The organism is Fontibacillus forbon (genome assembly GCF_046559655.1).
Classification (GTDB): Bacteria; Bacillota; Bacilli; order Paenibacillales; family Paenibacillaceae; genus Fontibacillus.
Genome location: NZ_JBKGFV010000002.1, coordinates 498,951 through 516,564 on the forward strand (window position 1 = coordinate 498,951; position 17,614 = coordinate 516,564).

17 protein-coding genes and 1 tRNA gene are annotated in these 17,614 nt (G+C 49.1%); 6 read left to right on the plus strand and 12 right to left on the minus strand.

Features of this window, described 5'->3' with window-relative positions; translation table 11 throughout:
- Positions 1 to 160: 160 nt before the first annotated feature.
- Positions 161 to 433, minus strand: coding sequence for a DUF6809 family protein (locus ACLB09_RS09185; protein WP_410769514.1), 273 nt, complete (start codon positions 431 to 433; stop codon positions 161 to 163).
- Between the two features lie 107 nt (positions 434 to 540).
- Between ACLB09_RS09185 and ACLB09_RS09190 the strand changes: the two genes are divergently transcribed.
- Positions 541 to 759 carry a helix-turn-helix domain-containing protein gene (locus ACLB09_RS09190; RefSeq protein WP_036714644.1) on the plus strand — a complete coding sequence of 73 codons (219 nt, stop codon included), beginning with the start codon at positions 541 to 543 and terminating at the stop codon, positions 757 to 759.
- Between the two features lie 444 nt (positions 760 to 1,203).
- On the opposite strand, the gene comI is transcribed toward ACLB09_RS09190, so the two are convergent.
- From comI to ACLB09_RS09215, 5 genes are all read right to left on the minus strand, one after another.
- Positions 1,204 to 1,299: a competence inhibitor ComI gene (comI, locus tag ACLB09_RS09195; RefSeq protein WP_019639195.1), complete on the minus strand. Its 96-nt coding sequence runs from the start codon at positions 1,297 to 1,299 to the stop codon at positions 1,204 to 1,206.
- Positions 1,300 to 1,624: 325 nt separating this feature from the next.
- Positions 1,625 to 2,161 carry a hypothetical protein gene (locus tag ACLB09_RS09200; protein ID WP_410769515.1) on the minus strand — a complete coding sequence of 179 codons (537 nt, stop codon included), beginning with the start codon at positions 2,159 to 2,161 and terminating at the stop codon, positions 1,625 to 1,627.
- A gap of 240 nt (positions 2,162 to 2,401) precedes the next feature.
- Positions 2,402 to 2,827: a hypothetical protein gene (locus tag ACLB09_RS09205; protein ID WP_410769516.1), complete on the minus strand. Its 426-nt coding sequence runs from the start codon at positions 2,825 to 2,827 to the stop codon at positions 2,402 to 2,404.
- A 136-nt stretch (positions 2,828 to 2,963) separates the two neighbouring features.
- Positions 2,964 to 4,088, minus strand: a complete 1,125-nt coding sequence (gene xerA, locus ACLB09_RS09210) for a site-specific tyrosine recombinase/integron integrase (RefSeq protein ID WP_410769517.1) — start codon at positions 4,086 to 4,088, stop codon at positions 2,964 to 2,966.
- Positions 4,089 to 4,276: 188 nt separating this feature from the next.
- On the minus strand, positions 4,277 to 6,904 hold the full coding sequence (locus ACLB09_RS09215) for an adenosylcobalamin-dependent ribonucleoside-diphosphate reductase (protein WP_410769518.1): 2,628 nt from the start codon (positions 6,902 to 6,904) through the stop codon (positions 4,277 to 4,279).
- Positions 6,905 to 7,841: 937 nt separating this feature from the next.
- On the opposite strand from ACLB09_RS09215, the gene ACLB09_RS09220 reads away from it, so the two are divergent.
- From ACLB09_RS09220 to ACLB09_RS09230, 3 genes are all read left to right on the plus strand, one after another.
- Positions 7,842 to 9,623: a DEAD/DEAH box helicase gene (locus tag ACLB09_RS09220; RefSeq protein WP_410769519.1), complete on the plus strand. Its 1,782-nt coding sequence runs from the start codon at positions 7,842 to 7,844 to the stop codon at positions 9,621 to 9,623.
- Entirely contained in the window at positions 9,620 to 10,558 is a 939-nt protein-coding gene (locus tag ACLB09_RS09225) for a YqhG family protein (RefSeq protein ID WP_410769520.1), read from the plus strand. Before ACLB09_RS09220 ends, ACLB09_RS09225 begins: the two co-directional genes overlap by 4 nt.
- Before the next feature lie 180 nt (positions 10,559 to 10,738).
- A complete protein-coding gene (locus tag ACLB09_RS09230) occupies positions 10,739 to 11,728 on the plus strand; it encodes a hypothetical protein (RefSeq protein WP_410769521.1) in 990 nt (329 codons plus the stop codon).
- 37 nt (positions 11,729 to 11,765) lie between these two features.
- Here ACLB09_RS09230 and ACLB09_RS09235 read toward each other — a convergent pair whose 3' ends face one another.
- Positions 11,766 to 11,990 carry a YqzE family protein gene (locus ACLB09_RS09235; protein WP_410769522.1) on the minus strand — a complete coding sequence of 75 codons (225 nt, stop codon included), beginning with the start codon at positions 11,988 to 11,990 and terminating at the stop codon, positions 11,766 to 11,768.
- A gap of 167 nt (positions 11,991 to 12,157) precedes the next feature.
- Between ACLB09_RS09235 and ACLB09_RS09240 the strand changes: the two genes are divergently transcribed.
- Entirely contained in the window at positions 12,158 to 12,862 is a 705-nt protein-coding gene (locus tag ACLB09_RS09240; RefSeq protein WP_410769524.1) for an N-acetylmuramoyl-L-alanine amidase family protein, read from the plus strand.
- Here the strand turns inward: ACLB09_RS09240 and ACLB09_RS09245 are convergent.
- From ACLB09_RS09245 to ACLB09_RS09265, 5 genes are all read right to left on the minus strand, one after another.
- The gene (locus ACLB09_RS09245) at positions 12,849 to 13,721 is read right to left on the minus strand and encodes a divergent polysaccharide deacetylase family protein (protein ID WP_410769526.1); all 873 of its coding nucleotides are present in this window, start codon (positions 13,719 to 13,721) and stop codon (positions 12,849 to 12,851) included. The genes ACLB09_RS09240 and ACLB09_RS09245 overlap by 14 nt on opposite strands.
- 37 nt (positions 13,722 to 13,758) lie before the next feature.
- On the minus strand, positions 13,759 to 14,295 hold the full coding sequence (locus ACLB09_RS09250; protein WP_410769527.1) for a putative ABC transporter permease: 537 nt from the start codon (positions 14,293 to 14,295) through the stop codon (positions 13,759 to 13,761).
- A 333-nt stretch (positions 14,296 to 14,628) separates the two neighbouring features.
- The gene (locus ACLB09_RS09255; RefSeq protein WP_410769528.1) at positions 14,629 to 15,429 is read right to left on the minus strand and encodes a CPBP family intramembrane glutamic endopeptidase; all 801 of its coding nucleotides are present in this window, start codon (positions 15,427 to 15,429) and stop codon (positions 14,629 to 14,631) included.
- A gap of 160 nt (positions 15,430 to 15,589) precedes the next feature.
- A tRNA-Leu gene (locus ACLB09_RS09260) sits at positions 15,590 to 15,674 on the minus strand.
- A gap of 114 nt (positions 15,675 to 15,788) precedes the next feature.
- Positions 15,789 to 16,385: a TetR/AcrR family transcriptional regulator gene (locus ACLB09_RS09265; protein ID WP_410769529.1), complete on the minus strand. Its 597-nt coding sequence runs from the start codon at positions 16,383 to 16,385 to the stop codon at positions 15,789 to 15,791.
- Between the two features lie 105 nt (positions 16,386 to 16,490).
- On the opposite strand from ACLB09_RS09265, the gene ACLB09_RS09270 reads away from it, so the two are divergent.
- Positions 16,491 to 17,504 (plus strand): alpha/beta fold hydrolase, encoded by a 1,014-nt coding sequence (locus ACLB09_RS09270; RefSeq protein WP_410769530.1) that lies wholly within the window; start codon positions 16,491 to 16,493, stop codon positions 17,502 to 17,504.
- Positions 17,505 to 17,614 lie beyond the last annotated feature (110 nt).

The following is a 17,614-nucleotide window of genomic DNA, read 5'->3' on the forward strand; positions in this document are numbered from 1 at the left end:
TCTTAGGCTGGGGCGTTTGTTATCTGAGCTTCTTCCATGATTATACATCTGATAACCAAGGGGCGAAAGCCCCGATGCGTGAATACGGTGTTAACTGAAGTCAACGACTTCCTCGAGCTACTTTACTCTCTAATATATCACCCGTCTTTAAAATTCTTCTTTACTTTCCATCAGCATAAGCTTCCGTTACAATTTGAACACCCATTTTGAAACCATAGATGAATACTTCGGTTGAATATATCGAAGAAGACTTTCCTAATAGATCATATATTTTTTCAAGAAGCTCTACCTCATCCTCTGTCAGACTTGTTAGTAACTTCTCCTTGAAGTTTGAAATTTCGCTGTTCAACAATTTATACTCTGGATTTTTTGGTATAATCTTTTCTTCTGGTCTAATTTCTCCAAAATACAATTGCTCTAATAAGCTACTCATCCTACATTCCCTCCATTGTATTTCTCATAAGAACATTTTAGCGATTTTATCGCTAAATCTCAATAGCGAATTACTCGCTAGAGTATTTTTATGTTGGAGGTGTTTGTATGTACCCAAGAATTAGAAGCTTGCGTGAAGATAAGGATTTAACTCAATCTCAAATTGCTGCATATCTCAACTGTAGTCAACGTATATACAGTAATTATGAACGCGGTGAAGTTGATATTCCAACCGCCATACTCATTAAACTTGCCGACTTCCACCAAACCAGTACCGATTATCTTCTTAATAGAACTAACATTAAACAAGCTTATCCCAAAGATTGAAAAAATTTTTGGGGTTCTTATTTCACTATCGTTGATTTCAGTTAACGTTGTTGTATTCACGAACCCTCACTGGCTTAAGGCGCGTAAGCGCCGGGTCCAACGGACTTAGCCAGTGAGGGTTGTCTGCTGATTCCACTTCGCTGATAAACCTCTTGCAGACCACGGCCCCGCCAGGGGCCGCAGCGTGAATACGATGTTATAGGATGTTCAGGCCTTCATCGATTTGCTTACAAGTCTGCTTTAGATGGGTAGGGGTCTTATACAGGTCTTTATCATTTCTTTGCATTTAGAGTTTTCATTGCCTTTTTGATATGGTATCATTTGTATAAGAAAACCGAGTGCTGTGAACACTCGGCTATACAATTGGCTTGGATGGATTATTCCCCTCTAAGTCATATAAGGAAACAAAAACCCACCTTCGGCCGTTAACCTTGGGGTGGGTTTTTACTTTCTCTTGTTGTTATTATTGATGTATGTTAAAAGAGCAAGAATGAATGTTCCGAAGAGGAACATGATCGTTAATGCATCTTTCACTTCCATGGCTTCACCTCCTTTCGAAGGGAAACCATGCCCACCCAAGATTCAATTGTACTTCCTCATTCTACCACATATACCCATTTATTAATAGAATGTTTGTTCGTATTTTGTGTTTGGATATGTTTTGCCGGAATTTCCTATAACGTTCTTGTATTCACGAACCCGAGAGCCTTAAAGGAGCGCAGCGACTGGGTCGAAGACTTAGGCTTGCAGAGGTTATTCGCCTGATTTCACTTCCTTGGAATATCCCCTTCGGGCGAATCAAGGAGCGTCAGCGACGCAGCGTGAATACGGTGTTAGGCGATGTCTTCGACCCACAGATTTACTTTCATATGTACTTCTTTATTACTTCATCATCCCATACTTGTACTTCAATATATCTCTCTGGTCCGTTCGTTCCATCCTTATTCCATTCTTGAGGTAATCCGTACTTATTTATTAATTCAAATATTTCGTTCTTGGTATAGACTTGTCCTCGGTATTCTCGGTCATCTTTATATCTCATTGTGGGAAATAAATCACCGTAAGTAAAACTTATACTATCTTTATTAAATTCTTCTAAGTTAATTTCTATGTACCTTCCGTCTTTATACCAATTTCTTATCCACTCACAAGCCCCTAAAGTCATATAATGCGGGTAATCGTTTTGTGGTTTACCTCGCTTACTAGTAAATAACGTTTTTGCTTGATTCTCTAGGTCTCTCCTAATTTTCAAATAATCATTTGATCGTTTGCTTGCAAATGTGTCTCCTCTATTTCTAAGTTTATCTAATACCTCCTCTGCTTCATTGACACCCAGGGATGATAAGTTTTTAAAAGGTCCTTTATCCAATTCATAATAGTGGTAAAGTTTTAATACGATCATGTCTTTCTTCCTTTGAATTTTATATAAATAATATCTTTCGAAGATTTCGCCTAACGTTACTGTATCCACGACGTCCCACCGACTTAAGGCACCGTCAGGTGCCGGCTGCGCTTGCGCAGTTAGTCGGTGCGGATGTGTCCGCCTGATCCAACTTCCCTGTCAATCTCTTCGGGCGGACCGAGGAGCCGTCAGGCTCCGTTGCGTGGATATGATGTTATAAGATGTCCCCGCCTTCGAAGCTTAAGCTATACCATTTCTCTTTTTCCATCTTTCAATATGCTTTCGAAACTCCTTTGAACTAAATATACTTTCTAGTTTTTGAATTTGACTATCATTTATTTCATCTGATTTTATTGCACTTACTACTCTACTTTCTAATGCTAGGTAACGTTCCTCTTTATAAATTTTTATAAGTTGATCCAACATTTCGTCTGACCAAGTTAAGTTGTAAAAATGAAACCAAATGATATGCTCCTTTACACTTGAGGCAATATTGATTTCGTCCTTATTTTCAGTAATTACTTCAATAGTTGATTCATGCAATAAGCTATGTATTTCATGTTGGTCGCTGATGTCCATTAAGTTAATTTGCTTTTCAATTTCTTTATATTTCTTTTGAACTGCAGCCATATCAATCATTTTAATTAAAGTACTGATATCAGACATTCTGTTCACCTTCAATTATTAATAATGCGGGGATTTCTTATAACGTTCTTTCCCCGAATTCACCCACTACACAAATCCGACCATATCTACGATTTCGCAATATATCCCAATAATGTATATTAGACGCACATCTCCGCTACTCCTTCTTCTGCTTGGGTGAGTCTTCCATAATGCGATCCAAGGGGCTGCGAATATGAGCAAGATCTTTTTTGCTTACGTGAGTGTATATCTGCGTGGTTTTTACGTTGGCATGGCCGAGAAGTTCCTGGATATGCCTGAGATCGGTGCCTCCTTCTAACAAATGAGTTGCAAAAGAATGGCGCAAAGTGTGGATGGATGCTTTTTTCAAAATTCCTGCCTTGCGTTTTGCTTGGTCAAAGACGGCTTGCGCTGCCCGCTCGGACAAGTGGGAACCACAATTTGCGCCGGGAAAAAGGTAGTCGATCACCGCATGGGTCATCATATAAGTCCGCAATAATTGAATCACGGCATTGGAGAGTATGGTGTAACGATCTTTGCCGCCCTTGGCCTGCCGAATATGGATCAGGTTGCGTGAAAAATCGAGATCTTGCCTTCGCAACCGGACTACTTCACTGACGCGAAGACCGGAGGAGTAGGCCAAGGTGAGTATTAGTCGGTGTTTTGGATTGGATAGCGAATCCAACAATCTGAGCACTTCCTGTTCAGATAACACGGAAGGAAGTGTCTTGTTTCCTTTTGGGCGAATCCAGTTTTTTGGGAGATCGTAACGTCTCAACGTATCCGTAAACAAAAAACGCAGTGCGCTTATTGCTTGATTAATGTAAGAATGTGAATGCCCTGCCTCGATCAAATCCAATAAGTATTTATCCAAATGATCGCGGCTCACTTCATTTACAGCAACTGTAGTTTGTCGTAAAAATCGTTCTGCATGACCATGATAAGCTTTTCGCGTCTTAACGCTGTAGCCTTTTCGCAGCAATAACTGATTCAGCCATTGCATAGCCTGGTAATCCTCCGGCCCACACAGCGTGTTAAGTGAAGCAAACCGTTGGTACAACTTTGGATCGCAAATTTTGACAGGGATCTCACTTAAAACAGAACATAGAATAATCACCGTCTCCTCATCCGCAGAGATAACCCATGATTTCCTCGTCCCATCCCATTTCCGCCCGGGTACCTTACGAATCTGCACAATCCATTCTGAAATATAGGGCAATTGCACCCTAATCCTATCCTCACCATCAGAAAAAATAGCAACATAGTCCTCGCCTCTTTCCATAATTTCCACGCCCCCTCCCCGTATCTCTCCCTGAATAAAATAAAAAGAGACCACTGCCTAAGCAGTAGCCTCCAATTCTTTTGGATATAGCATTTTCTATTTTAACCCGTTATCTTGTACTAACCTTTTTCATTATCTTTCCTTATCTTTATCTGTCTCTGTCTATATCTTCATTATATGTCTTACGCTTACGAGCACTTGCTGTACCCGCAGTTGCTGCAGGTTTTGCAGCCCTCGATGTTGATCAGCGAGGCGGATCCGCAGGACGGGCACAGGTCTCGGGACGTGGCCACGGCGCCGCCATGGGAATGCGAATCCACGGCGGACGCGGAACCATGGTGATCTTCATGATGCGCCAGGGTAGCAGCTACCGGTGCGGGATCATGATCATCGTAAGGACCGTTTTGTACATGGGTTTCCAGTGCTTTGGCCACCGCGTCGGCAATGGATTCCACACGGTTCGGACCGAAGCCGATCGCTCCGGAGCCTCCGATGCCTTTGAGATGCTTGATGAGCAGCTCGACCTTTTGCCCGTGATCCCCGTAACGGAGGAACAAGGAGCAGACGCGGCCCAAAGCTTCCGCCATCGCGAATACGTCGGAGCCGGCTTTGCCCACATTCAGGAAGATCTCGCTCGGAATGCCGTTCAGATCATTGATAGTGATATAGGCCATGCCGAATGGCGTATTGATTTTATAAGTTGCCCCGTGAAGCACTTGCGGGCGCTTTTTGTATTGCTTGTCAACGACCGGATTGCTCTCTGTTTCAACGGTCTCTTCGGAAACCGCGAGGCTTTGGTTCAGTCCGTTCAGCGTTTCCAGTTCCGCTTCCGAAGCTGCTTCCTCAATCTCCGGTGCAGCCTCTTTAGCTTCAGCCTTGTCTTCTTTCTTCTCCGTTTGAAGCACTTGCACGTCGCGGCTGCCGTCGCGGTAAATCGTTACCCCTTTGCAACCGAGATCGAACGCCAGCTCATACAAGCGTTTCGTATCTTCAATCGTGAAATCCGAAGGGCAGTTGGCCGTTTTCGAAATTGAGCTGTCGACCCAGCGCTGGATCGCGGCTTGTACCCGGATATGATCCTCGGCTGACAAATCCATCGCCGTGATAAAGTAATCAGGCAGCTTCTCGCCCGGATGAGCATCCATCCAATCCTGCGCGATCGGAACGAATTGCTCGTCGAAGCCGAGGCGGCTTTGACGGTAATATTTGAAGGCGAAATAAGGCTCAATGCCTGTCGATGTGCCAACCATCGTCCCTGTGCTGCCGGTCGGCGCCTGAGTAATGATGGTTACATTGCGGACTCCTTTTTCACGGACGGCTTCCTCTACTTCAGGATACACCTCCGTCATTACCTTCATAAATCCGCTTTGCAGATATTTATCCGCATCGAATGCCGGGAACGAACCCTTCTCGGCCGCGATGTCCGCGGAAGCGAGATAAGCTTCCTTCGCGATGAAGCCGTACAATTTATCAAGGAATACGAGCGATTCCGGGCTACCGTAACGGATGTTCAATTTGATCATCAATTCGGCCAGGCCCATCGTGCCGAGACCTACGCGGCGCTCGTTTTTCTGGTTTTTCTCGTTTTCTTCAAAATGATATGGCGTCTTGTTGATGACGTTGTCCAGGAACCGCACCGAATAACGGGTCGTGGTGGCCAGTTCTTCCCAAGCGACGTCATGGTTGTCTTCATCATAGAACTTCGACAGGTTCATCGCCGACAGGTTGCAGACGCCCCAGCCCGGCAGACCTTGCTCACCGCACGGATTCGTACAAATGATCGGGTTAAAATACCAGCTGTTGGACATTTGATTGTAGTATTCCATGAATACGACGCCCGGCTCGGCCGATTTCCAGGCGGATTCCATAATCGTATGCCACACATCGCGGGCTTTAACCGTGCGGAAATGGACTACTTTACGTCCTTCCGCTTTCCATTTGTCCAGGTCGCCGTCCCAAATCTCGTTGTAATTCTCTTCCGTCGTGTCCGGGAATACCAGATCCCAATCAAGGTCTTCCTTAACGGCTTTCATGAAAGCGTTGCTGACGCAAACCGACAGGTTGGCATTGGTTACTTGTCCCATTGTCTGCTTCACGGTAATAAAATCAAGCAGATCCGGATGCCAGTCGTTGATCATCAGCATCAGCGCGCCGCGACGGCTGCCGCCTTGTTCGATCAAACCGGTCGTGTAACTGAACAGACCGCCCCAGGATACGGCGCCGCTCGACGAGCCGTTTACCCCTTTAACCACGGCACGGCGCGGACGCAGCGAGCTGAGGTTAATGCCGACCCCGCCGCCGCGGGCCATGATTTCCGTCATTTCCGACAGAGTTTCCATAATGCCGCCGCGGCTGTCTTTTGGCGAAGGAATTACGTAACAGTTGAAAAGAGTCAGTTCGTCGCTCGCACCGGCTCCGGCAGCGATCCGGCCGCCCGGCACCAGCTTCCAGTCATCCAGAATATAACGGAATTTCTCCGCCCACTCCGCTTGAAGCTCGGGAGTTTCTTCCACCGACGCCATTGCGCCGGCGAGGCGGTCCCACATTTCTTCCGGGGTTTTCTCGATATTCAGCGTCAGCTTCTCCACATCGGACTCCACCAGTTCACCCTTCCGCGTCTTGACCGTAACGGTCCGGCCTTCACGGGCAACGATTTCGCCGACTTCCTTGGTCGGGAATTTCGGATCATCTTTCGTCAGGACAAGGACCACGTCGCCGACTTTGGCATGACTCGGGTCGGCATCCTTCCACGCGTACCGGTCCAAAAAGATTTTCTCGCTTAGCCCTTCCAGGGTCTGTTTCTGCACGGTTTTCAAAGAAAACACCCTCCTAAAAAGTTTTGTTGAGCGTATGCTTCCGGAACAAGCTTCGAGACAAAACTCGCTTCGAAAGCATCCGCTTGAATTTATTCATGTTTCCCTCATAAACTTGAGCCGGCAAATGACAAGCATCATTCGGCAGATAAGGTTGCTTTCATGGCGGTGTAACGCAGATTCACAACCAAGCGTTAAAATAACGGCAATTTGAGGCGCTATTCCAGCCGCTTTTACCAATAACCACTTCCCAAAGGCGATTAACTTCGAAATAAGATCGTAAAAATCCGCTATTTTCCCGAAAACCCGCCCGATCACCAAAATAGCGACCCCAAAGGTACTTATTTCGTGATCACTGCTACATGCATCCAACTCTTAGTGTTCGCCATTTCCAGGCAAAACCACAAAAAAAATATCGGCCACCGGTTGACGGGCAACCTTCCAAAACGGCCATAATGACGCCGCTTCGTGGGCTTTTCCCTACCAACCTATAACCGGAGCGCACACATTAGAAACGGTATATAATATGTAAAAATCACAACATATTGTGTGCGAATACCATTATACTATACAATATCTCGTTGTCACAGCAACGAAGGATGAAATTTTAGCCATAAAAATGGGTCAAGCCCAACCGATCATCGAATTGCTCCAAATTGCTCTTTTTTTCGACAGCCGCCTATGAAATTACCGTGAAAAAAATTCCAAATCCCGTCCCCTGCGGCCACGACTGCATTTTATAACAAGGCGAACAGAATCGGGACTGTCCATCGTCCCATCGTCCCTTCGTCCACCCTCCATACCCCCGCAAACCTCTCCTGCCAAGTTATGAAGTTACTCTTTTTCGTCCATACTACACCTAACTCTGCAAGAGAACATCCATGCAGCAAGAAGAGGCTGATGGCCGCCAGGCTGTCACGCATAAGGGAGGTTTTACATCTTGAATCCGCATCCCCCAGGCTCCGCCGGTAATTCCGCCAAGCTCCCCGCCGTTTCGGTCCAATTTGACCGTAGCTGGTACGAAGACCTGGAAGGCCGATTGAACAAGGGCGGCCCATGGGACGATTGGAAACTGTTCAACCTCGCCGGTCAGGCCGAAGCGGCTTCGCTCGTTACGAGCTTTGAAGAAATGCAATGTCTGAAGCACCTGCCGCAAGAGCAGGTCACCCCGCTGCCACACCAGACGGAGACGGCCCGGAAGGTGCTGTTCGAGATGCGCGGGCGGGCCATTCTGGCCGATGAAGTCGGGCTGGGCAAAACGATCGAAGCCGGACTGATCCTGAAAGAATACATCATCCGCGGGCTTGTCCGTAAAGTGCTGATTCTGGTTCCCGCTTCCCTGGTCCTGCAATGGGTCCGTGAGCTGAACCAGAAGTTCGCCATCCCGGCCATTGCGCAAAAAAAAGAACACTCCTGGCAGAACGACGTGGTCGTCGCCTCAATGGATACCGCCAAGCGCGATCCGCATAGAGATATTTTGCTGAGCAATGAATACGATATGGTTATCGTGGATGAAGCGCACAAGCTGAAGAACAAGAAAACGACCAACTACCAGTTCATGCTGAAGCTGCGGAAAAAATACTGCCTGCTCCTCACCGCAACCCCGGTGCAAAACGACCTGAGCGAACTGTTTAACCTGATAACGCTGCTTAAGCCGGGTCAATTGGGCGGACAAAACGACTTTGCCTCCAATTTTGTGTTCGATAAAAGAGTTCCGAAAAATGAAGGCCAGCTCAAGACTGAACTAGCCAAAATCATGATCCGCAACCGGCGCGGCGACGGCGAACTGGAATTCACCAAACGTAACGTCAAGAACATCAATGTCGAGCTATCGCCCGAAGAAAAGAAATTATACGACGGGGTCACTTCCTTTGTCAAAGACCAATATAATGCAGCCGGCGGTGATCTCAACAGCATGCTTTCGCTCGTAACCCTGCAGCGGGAAGTATGCAGCAGCCGCGATGCGGTGTTCGTCACCCTGGTCAACTTGTCCAAGAAACTGGCGCCCGATTCCCCGCTGCGCGATAAAATCTGGGAGCTGGTCGGCATCATTAAGACGATCCAGGCGAACAGCAAGGCCGAGAAAACGATGGAGCTCATCCGCGGCATGGACGACAAGGTCATCGTGTTTACCGAATATCGAGCCACCCAGGAGTATCTGCTGAAATATTTCCGGGATCGGAACATGACGGCCGTGCCTTACCGCGGAGGCATGAACCGGGGCAAAAAAGACTGGATGATGGATCTGTTCCGAGGCCGGGCCCAGGTCATGATCGCTACCGAAGCCGGGGGAGAAGGCATCAACCTGCAATTTTGCCATCAGATGATCAACTTTGACCTTCCTTGGAATCCGATGCGGGTGGAACAGCGGATCGGCCGAGTTCACCGGTTGGGCCAGCAAAACGACGTCCAGATTTACAACCTGTCCACTAAAGGAACGATCGAAGAACATATCTTGAATCTTTTGCACGAAAAAATCAACATGTTCGAGATGGTCATCGGGCAGTTGGATGTGATCTTGGAACGATTCGAGAAAAACGACTCCTTGGAAAAAAGCATTTACAAAATCCTGCTCGAATCCGGCAGCGAAGAGGAAATCGCCACCAGGGTCGATTCCCTTGGCCGCTCGCTCCATTCGATCCGAGAAGAAATTGATTCTCAAGGGCCTGGCTGTGAAGAAACTGTCGGGCTGCAGCATCTGTTGGAGGTGGACGAAGCATGACTATGACTCAGAAGCAGATCCGAGAATATGTCATGACCTATCTGGAAACGACGGAGTGCCAATTTCTCGAAAAATCGCCCTATCACGTCACGGTCAAGCTGTCGCCCCGCGCGGACCGCGATCTGACGAACCGGCCATATTACTGGGGCTTCATCGAACGGACAGGCGCCGAACCGGAGACAATGACCTTCTCTTTCATTTTCGATGCCGAACGTCATCAGAAATTGCAGGATGCGGCATCTCCCAAAGCCGAGGCCCCGCCGCAGGAAGATGCCATTCTTGGACGGCATTTCGGTGCCGTGAGGCCGCTGCCGATCCTCGGACCGGGGCGGATTCAGCGCGAAGAGTTGCATTTTGGCAGCCCCCGCCTCAAACAGGTTTTTGCCGCTGCCAGACAGGGCGGACGCACGGTTTACCTGTTTGAGGATCCGGGCCCCCGGCAACGCTCCACTCTGATTCCCGCGGCTTACGAGCCTTGGCTCGGCGTGCGCTTCAAGATCGAATTCAGTTGCGACATGAAACGGGAGGAACTCCACTTCTTCGGCGTCTCCCTGCTAACCGGCCAAATCGACGAACATTTCGGCGAGAGTCTTAACGGCAAGACACTCATTCCGCGCATGCCGGAAAACATGCACATTACGCCGACCCGCCTAACGCTTGACCAGGGACGTCAATCCGTAGAGTCGCGGATCGGCGAGAAGCTGCAAGCCTGCGACCCTGCCTGGGCAGACCAAGCCAGAGAGCGGCTAAACGAGGAACTCGCATTGATCGATTCCTACTATAAAGATCTTCTCGAAGACCCCGATGAAGAACGCAAGCAGGCCGTCATGGAGCAGTACGAATCCAGACGGGGAGAAATCCGCTGGCAATACGAGCCGAGAATTGTCGTATCCGCTCTGGGTAGCGGCATCTTTCACCTGCGTTCGCCGCGATGAACAGACATTGACCGTTCTCGCTAAAAAAGAGCAAAAATAGAAGGAATCACAGACCTCGCCGCGCGACAGATTGCAGCATCCTTTTCAACACCGCTTAGCTACAATGGACAAGCACCCCTGTACAGTCATCAAGGAACGCGACATGTTCTCCAAAACCTAATGAAGTGCAGGTGATTGATAATGAAGATCGGAACCGTTACAAGAAGATCTGCCCAAATCCTGTTATGCGCCAGCCTTATTTGGCTTGGTGCCTTGCAGGCTCAGGGCTATCAGCTTCATTCCGGCTTTGCATCCGCCGCGACTGCTGAGGATCATGCCCTACCCCCCGCATCTGAGAAGCTGCGACAATTTGCTGCCGATGCGATACAAGAGCTGGCCAAGAACGAGCCGTTTACCGGCTGGACTCAAGCGAATCCGATTATCGAACCGCTTGGACCCGGAACGCACAGTTGGCTTGTCACCTTGAAGTCGGAAACGTCCGGTAACCCCGGACCATTAGGATATTTAATCATCTCCGCTACGCCTGAAGGATCATATAAGCTTGTCGAATACGGCTTAGGAGAGAATTCCCTGTATGCACAGCCCGCTCTGGAATCCGGTCTTGCCGAACTTGGACTTTCTTCGCTGAGCCAATCCAGGCCCGGCATCACCCCGGTTTACGCCGGGCCTGTCCTGGCGGAGTGGATGATTCGAACCACCTCCAAACCCGGCGCCGTTCACTTTCTGGACGCCGTTACCGGCGAGGTACTCCCCGAGAACGCGGACAGCTGGAACAGACAGGCGACGAAATATAGGCCGCCCGCTTCCGCAGTGGAAAGCGGCCAACATGCACTGAATCCGGAAGAAACCGTCAGGTTGGCCGACCTTTTTGACCCTTACGACAATATTCTGTGGATGACGGGAGATGCTGTCCGGACTGCCACCGACCGCATCAATCCTATACTTAAAGCGCTTGAAACCAGCCGCCGCCTTGTTTTTGTTGCTAACGGCCCCGAACGCACTTATTCCATTCCTTTACCTGTATACGGTTATCAAACCTGGAAGTCGGACCCGGAATCCTCGGGAGGAAATACCGCCGTTTATGTTCTTACGGGCACGGATTCCGCAGAGCGATGGATTTCCCTTGATGCACTGCTGGACAGCGGCAAATTTGTCGCATACAAAGATTAAGGAAATACAATAGTAAAAAGGCAGCCGGAGAAAATTTTTACCGGCTGCCTTTTGATATAAACCGTGAAGCCCCTTTGTCCCGCTTGCTTCTTCGCGGGAGCTGCTTCATCCACAGGGAGATCGAGAACGGAATCATGCCGAACCAGCGGTTCACCCAAGGCTCTCTCCCCCGCGAACGCTCCTTCCTTACATCCCTCGGCGTCTCCACATAATCGACGACACGTTCCGTGATGTATTTAACCAGTTCGTCGCCCTTTGCCATGCTGCCGCCACCTCCTTCTCAAGCATGCTTTTATTCCGTAGTGTGCACCTTTTCGTGTCATCATAAACAATCATCATGGAATGCATGTTTTGTGAAATAACGGCTCAACCTATGGACAAAGGATCAACGACAAACGGCAGCTTATGAAGCCACAAAAGGGTGAGACCATGACAATCAAGACATACCTCATACTGTTACTTTCCGCGCTCACTGCTTTCCATATATGGATCGCCCCCGTTGCCGCATCGGCCGATGGAAGAGATAATGACCTTCGTCACGCCTTTCCGGAACCGGTCATTTTGATCGACGTGGGTCATGGAGGCATAGACGGCGGAACTTCTTACGGCGATCTTCTGGAAAAGGACATCAATCTGGCGGTAGGCCGCAGATTATATATGATCCTGAGAAGCCACGGTTACAGAACGATCCTAAACCGTACCGGGGATTATGCGCTAAGCGACGACAATCGCTGGCTGAGCAGCCGTTCCCGGCATATGCGGGATTTAGCCCAGCGCAAAGAACTGAGCGAGCAGGTGCCCGCCTCCATCGTTGTCAGCGTGCACGTCAACTGGGGTCGGAACAAGGCCAAAAGAGGCCCGCTCGTCCTTCATCAGGAAGAAGGACGCAGCGCGGCACTGGCGGGCTCCATTCAGCACGCCCTCGACGATTTGTATGATTTGCCGCGGACTACGCTGCCTGAACTGGGTAAGCCTTTTTATTTGTTAAAACATATCGACTCGCCTGCGGTTATCGTGGAAACCGGATTCATCAGTAACAGCGAAGACCGCGCCATGCTGATCAGCACGCGCGGCCAACAGAAAATCGCGGAAGCGATTTATGCGGGTATCGCCGAATATTTCACGGTAATGTAACCCCCCGCCCCGGTCCAACGCCGGGGCCTTCGTATGCCAATTCCGAGATACCGATGAACTGGACTCCTTTGGCCTGGAACTCATGGAGCGACTGTTTCAGCGTCGCTGCGGTTAATTTCCCGTTGATTCCGACATGGCCGATCGCAACGCATTGGCCTTTCTTATCGAGCAGTTCCTGCACCTTGCGAAGTTGTCCGGCAATATGGCGCGAACTGTGGATATCATCCAAAAAGATATCGTTGTACAGATTCGGCATCCCTTTCTTTTCACTGATTTGTGCAGTAACGGACCGGTAGTTTGTTTTGCTGTCGACGAAAAACAGTCCCCGCTCGCGGCAAACGTCCAGGATCACGGCCATAATCCGCTCGTTCCCGGTTATCTTGGAGCCCATATGATTGTTGATCCCCTTGGCATAGGGCACATCATCAATAGCCTTCTCGACCGCCGTTCGCACTTCTTCATCGCTCATCCGGGACAGAATCGCGCCGGGGCCCAACCATTCGGGCTTGCCCTGCTTCGGCTCCATCGGAAGATGGAGCAGCACGTCGTGCCCTTGCTCATGCGCCTTTCTTGCGTCTTCCTTAGTAGTCGGCAAGAAAGGCATCACCGCAACCGTTAATTTAACCGGCATCTGCAGAATCTCCGCCGTCCCGCCCATCGAGTTGCCCAAATCGTCGATAATGATCGCGAGCCGTTGCTGCGCCTCCGCCTCCTGCTTGTCCGGAGCTTGATCCTCTTGCGGATTCGGCGTCAGCGCAGGCACCGCTTCCGCCTTCGCCAACCCGGCGACAGGATTCAACAACAATAAACCAAGCAGCAGACAGGCTAGCCATATCGCTTTCATTTTATTGCGCCGCATTTCATTCGCCTCTCTCCATTTAAATTCGCAATCTTCGTCAAATCGGACTTTGCTTCCAATCTCTGCGCCGGGTCTTGTAAGTCCAGGCCAAATCGGCAAGAAACAGCAATAGCAAAGCAGGGCCTGCAATGTTCCAAGACGGCTCCAACCCTGCATAAACCCGTTCCATAAGCGGATGTATGTAGCGGAGAAACGCTATGGAAAGGATGCCCCAATAGAGCGAAAATCGGAGGCAAATATGGCCGTGAAGCTGCCCGCGGTTATTGGAATAATCCCACCACTGCCGTCCGAACAGCGTCTGTAGCAAATACCCGCTGACATATTCCACCGCCGTCGGAACCGCCAGACATAACAATACAATTAGAAGCGGATTTCGGGACTCGCCCAACAAAAGCAGGAGCAGCAATGGCGCAAAGCCGTACATCGGTTTGTATGGCCCTTTCATGAACCCTTCTTTCCAAAACACTCCCGTCGTCGCAAAACTATATACATTTTCCAGAATCCAGCCGAACAGCGAATAAAGCAGAAAATAAAAAAGCGACTCCGCCACCAGCGTATCACCTTGCCTTTCCATCCAAATTATCCAGATTCGACCTTTTTATTATGACTGTCTTCGTGCCGATTATGCGCGTAAAGGAACCTGGACACCGAGAGCGGACGCTTTATTCCTTGGGACTGCTTTAAAATGAACTTCAACAACAAAAAAAGCTCCCGTATTGTCAGATGGACAAATATAGGAGCTTTTTCGTTTGTAAATCCAATGCGGTCGAGAGGACTCGAACCTCCACGGAGGGTTAGCCCATACGGACCTGATCCAAGCGTAGCAAGGGCTCCCGGCAATGCCGTAAAATGCGGCCGGTTTTGTTGTACTTTCACATTGTGGACTAAGGCATCATGAAGAAAATGCTTATACCATTCGCCTGCTCTTTTTGTCGTATATCACAACGGTTACAATCGAAACAAGAATTATCACAGCATTTGCGGCAATGGTTCCCGCCCAAGTCATAGTTATGGTTCCAAAGATAGGGGTTGCCGCATTGTACACGGTGTGGAATAGTACACACATGAACACACAGCCTTTTCCCGATATTTTGTAGATTGCCCCGTTGAAAAACCGAAATGCCATGAGTTGAACTGCAAACATCCAAAAGTTAATGAGTCCCTCTCCGTGATTCGTCCCCGGAATGAAGAAGAGAGGGATATGCCATAAAATCCAAACGATTCCAACAATAACGGAAGATAAAACAAAACCATATTTTTTGTCAAGCTCAGGCTGCAATATGTACATCCAACCGGCTTCCTCCAAGCCACCGATAATAAGATTACCGGGCAGGGCAAGGAAGAATGCATAAAATGGAAGAACCATTTCCGTGCGGCCTGAAACTGCCATATGTATCAAAAAATACAGTGAAAGCCCTGCAACAACGAACAAATAAAGAGATATGTTGTTTTTGGCGTAAAAAACAGTTTTCAACCATTCCTTAAAATCTGCTATTTTGTTATGTTTCTTCAGAACGATATATGAAGCAATAGCGGGCGACAAAATATAGATTGCAAAAGGAGTGTTCATCCCAAATTGCTGTAACGAATGAACCGAATTGTGAACCGAATATCCTAATGGCCCAAGAGCAATCAAAGCACCTGACACAAGATAGGCTATGCTAAATGTAAGAACCGTAAATTGAACTATGATTTTTTTGTCTATCACGATTTCTTCACCTCACATTTTGAAGTATACAAAAAATTTTACGGATGACACTTTGACTTTTATCACCTAATGTTTGCTTACCTTGCAGATTCCAAATATGCAAAAAGCTCCCGAATCGTCACAAGGACAAATTCGGGAGCTTTTTTGGTTGTAAAACAGATGCGGTCGAGAGGACTCGAACCTCCACGGGGGGTTAGCCCACACGGACCTGAACCGTGCGCGTCTGCCAATTCCGCCACGACCGCTTGACGTCTTCTTGCGGAAAGTTTTTCCGAAGCGACAAGATATAAAATATCACGCCAAGCAAAAAGAGTCAACCTTTTTTTAACCTATGGGACATCCTGCTGCATGAAACCGGATTAGATATCCGCACATAATGTCCGCAGATACTGCTCCACGATGGCTTCAATCCTTTCCGGGGCCAGCCGGTCGCGCTGCAATATCCCGTGTACGGCCAATCCGTCGATAAGCGCATACAGCTTCTCCGTCTCCAGTTCCACGTCCAGACCGGGCTTGGCCAGCTTGTTCGCGGCAAGCTCGTCCAGCACGAACCGCGACGCTTTATACAATCCGTCTTGCACGCTGGCGCTGAGCTTCCTTAATTCCGGATAAACCAGGGTCTTTGCGCTAAAGGAAAACCAAACCTCCATTTCCAGTGTTCTCTCTTGATCCACAGGCAAAAACTGCAGCAGCAATTCCTTCAAATCATGCAAAAGAGGCCCTTTGCATTGAAAATTCCCCAATCTCTCCTCAACCCGTTCCACAAACAGATTCATGCAAAACGAGAACAATTCCTCCTGCGTAGAGAAATAATGGCGCATTGAGCCGACGGACAGGCCCGCTTCCTCCGCAATCCTGCGGACGGTCGCCTGCTCCAGCCCCGAATGCCGGATTACTCTTAAAGCCGCTTCGGCAACGATACGTCTTTGTTTGTCATGATCAACGATTTTTGGCATGGCTTTATTATACTTGCTTTTATTTTTTAATACAACGTGCTAAAATAATTTTTATAGTACATTGTACTAAAATAATAAATAGAAATTTGGAGAGGAACCAGACTGATGAACACGCCGAAAGAAAAACACGAAAAACCATCACGTTGGAGAAAGTTGAAATGGGGGCTGGGGTTGATGGCCACCCTGCTCCTCCTGGCGATCGGGTCCGGATTCGCCTATGAAGCCATCGCCTCGAAACAAGCTCTCCGGGATTATCCCCCTCCGGGCAAATTGGCGGATGCAGGTGGCTACAATCTTCATCTTGTCAAAGCCGGTACCGGCTCCCCCACTATCCTGCTTGAAGCGGGGAGCGGCGAAACCAGCCTGTCCTGGCGTCAGATTCCTGACGAACTGGCCGAATTCGCTACGGTCGTGAGTTACGACCGCGCCGGATATGCGTGGAGCGAAGCGGCAAATACGGAACGGACCGGCGAGAATATCGTTCGTGAGCTTCATACCGCGCTGGAGAAGGAAGGAATTCAAGGTCCCTACCTTTTGGTCGGCCACTCTCTGGGAGGCATGTATGCCCGGCTCTTTGCCGAAACCTACCGGGACGAAGTTGCCGGGCTGGTTCTTATTGATGCGCGGCCCGAGGACGATGAACGGAACACCGCGAAAATTTTGACGCGGGAGAAGTTCGCGGGCAACCCCTCGGCCTCAACCCTTAAGCTGATCAAGCATTCGGGGCTGCTGCGTCTTTTTAAGGACGAACTGTTGAAAGGGCAAGTAGCCAAAGAAGACCGGGAGCGGTTTGTCAATGTGATTGCCAAGGACAGCTTTTTCGAGGCGAAAGAAGAAGAAGGAAATCTGGCGGGCACGACGGAAGATGCCATTAGAGGGCAACAATTGGGGGCTTTGCCTGTGCGGGTCATCGCCCGAGGGTTGGCGCAGGATTACGCCCAAGCCGGCATTTCCGAGGAGGGCGGCCGGGAACTGGAGTCCATCTGGCAGGCCGGCCAGCGAAAGATGCTGGAGATTTCCACGGACAGCCGGCTTATCGTTGCCGAGAAGAGCGGCCACATGGTGATTCACGATCAGCCGGGGCTGGTCGTGGAAACGATACGCAATTTATTGAAATAAATTATATAGCGCAAGACGAGGCGATTGTCTTTGCATCTTCACTATCTGCATCAAAAAGCTCTTAAGAAGCGAAAGTTCGCATCTTAAGAGCTTTGTTCTGTTTCCTCGTT

What these genes read in the sequence shown, in the direction of transcription:
- ACLB09_RS09230 (WP_410769521.1), top strand. Translation starts at nt 10,739, where the DNA reads ATGAAGATCGGAACCGTTACAAGAAGATCTGCCCAAATCCTGTTATGC.
- xerA (WP_410769517.1), bottom strand. Translation starts at nt 4,088, where the DNA reads ATGGAAAGAGGCGAGGACTATGTTGCTATTTTTTCTGATGGTGAGGAT.
- ACLB09_RS09245 (WP_410769526.1), bottom strand. Translation starts at nt 13,721, where the DNA reads ATGCGGCGCAATAAAATGAAAGCGATATGGCTAGCCTGTCTGCTGCTT.
- ACLB09_RS09265 (WP_410769529.1), bottom strand. Translation starts at nt 16,385, where the DNA reads ATGCCAAAAATCGTTGATCATGACAAACAAAGACGTATCGTTGCCGAA.
- ACLB09_RS09200 (WP_410769515.1), bottom strand. Translation starts at nt 2,161, where the DNA reads ATGATCGTATTAAAACTTTACCACTATTATGAATTGGATAAAGGACCT.
- ACLB09_RS09250 (WP_410769527.1), bottom strand. Translation starts at nt 14,295, where the DNA reads ATGGAAAGGCAAGGTGATACGCTGGTGGCGGAGTCGCTTTTTTATTTT.
- ACLB09_RS09270 (WP_410769530.1), top strand. Translation starts at nt 16,491, where the DNA reads ATGAACACGCCGAAAGAAAAACACGAAAAACCATCACGTTGGAGAAAG.
- ACLB09_RS09190 (WP_036714644.1), top strand. Translation starts at nt 541, where the DNA reads ATGTACCCAAGAATTAGAAGCTTGCGTGAAGATAAGGATTTAACTCAA.
- ACLB09_RS09225 (WP_410769520.1), top strand. Translation starts at nt 9,620, where the DNA reads ATGACTATGACTCAGAAGCAGATCCGAGAATATGTCATGACCTATCTG.
- comI (WP_019639195.1), bottom strand. Translation starts at nt 1,299, where the DNA reads ATGGAAGTGAAAGATGCATTAACGATCATGTTCCTCTTCGGAACATTC.
- ACLB09_RS09235 (WP_410769522.1), bottom strand. Translation starts at nt 11,990, where the DNA reads ATGGCAAAGGGCGACGAACTGGTTAAATACATCACGGAACGTGTCGTC.
- ACLB09_RS09185 (WP_410769514.1), bottom strand. Translation starts at nt 433, where the DNA reads ATGAGTAGCTTATTAGAGCAATTGTATTTTGGAGAAATTAGACCAGAA.
- ACLB09_RS09205 (WP_410769516.1), bottom strand. Translation starts at nt 2,827, where the DNA reads ATGTCTGATATCAGTACTTTAATTAAAATGATTGATATGGCTGCAGTT.
- ACLB09_RS09240 (WP_410769524.1), top strand. Translation starts at nt 12,158, where the DNA reads ATGACAATCAAGACATACCTCATACTGTTACTTTCCGCGCTCACTGCT.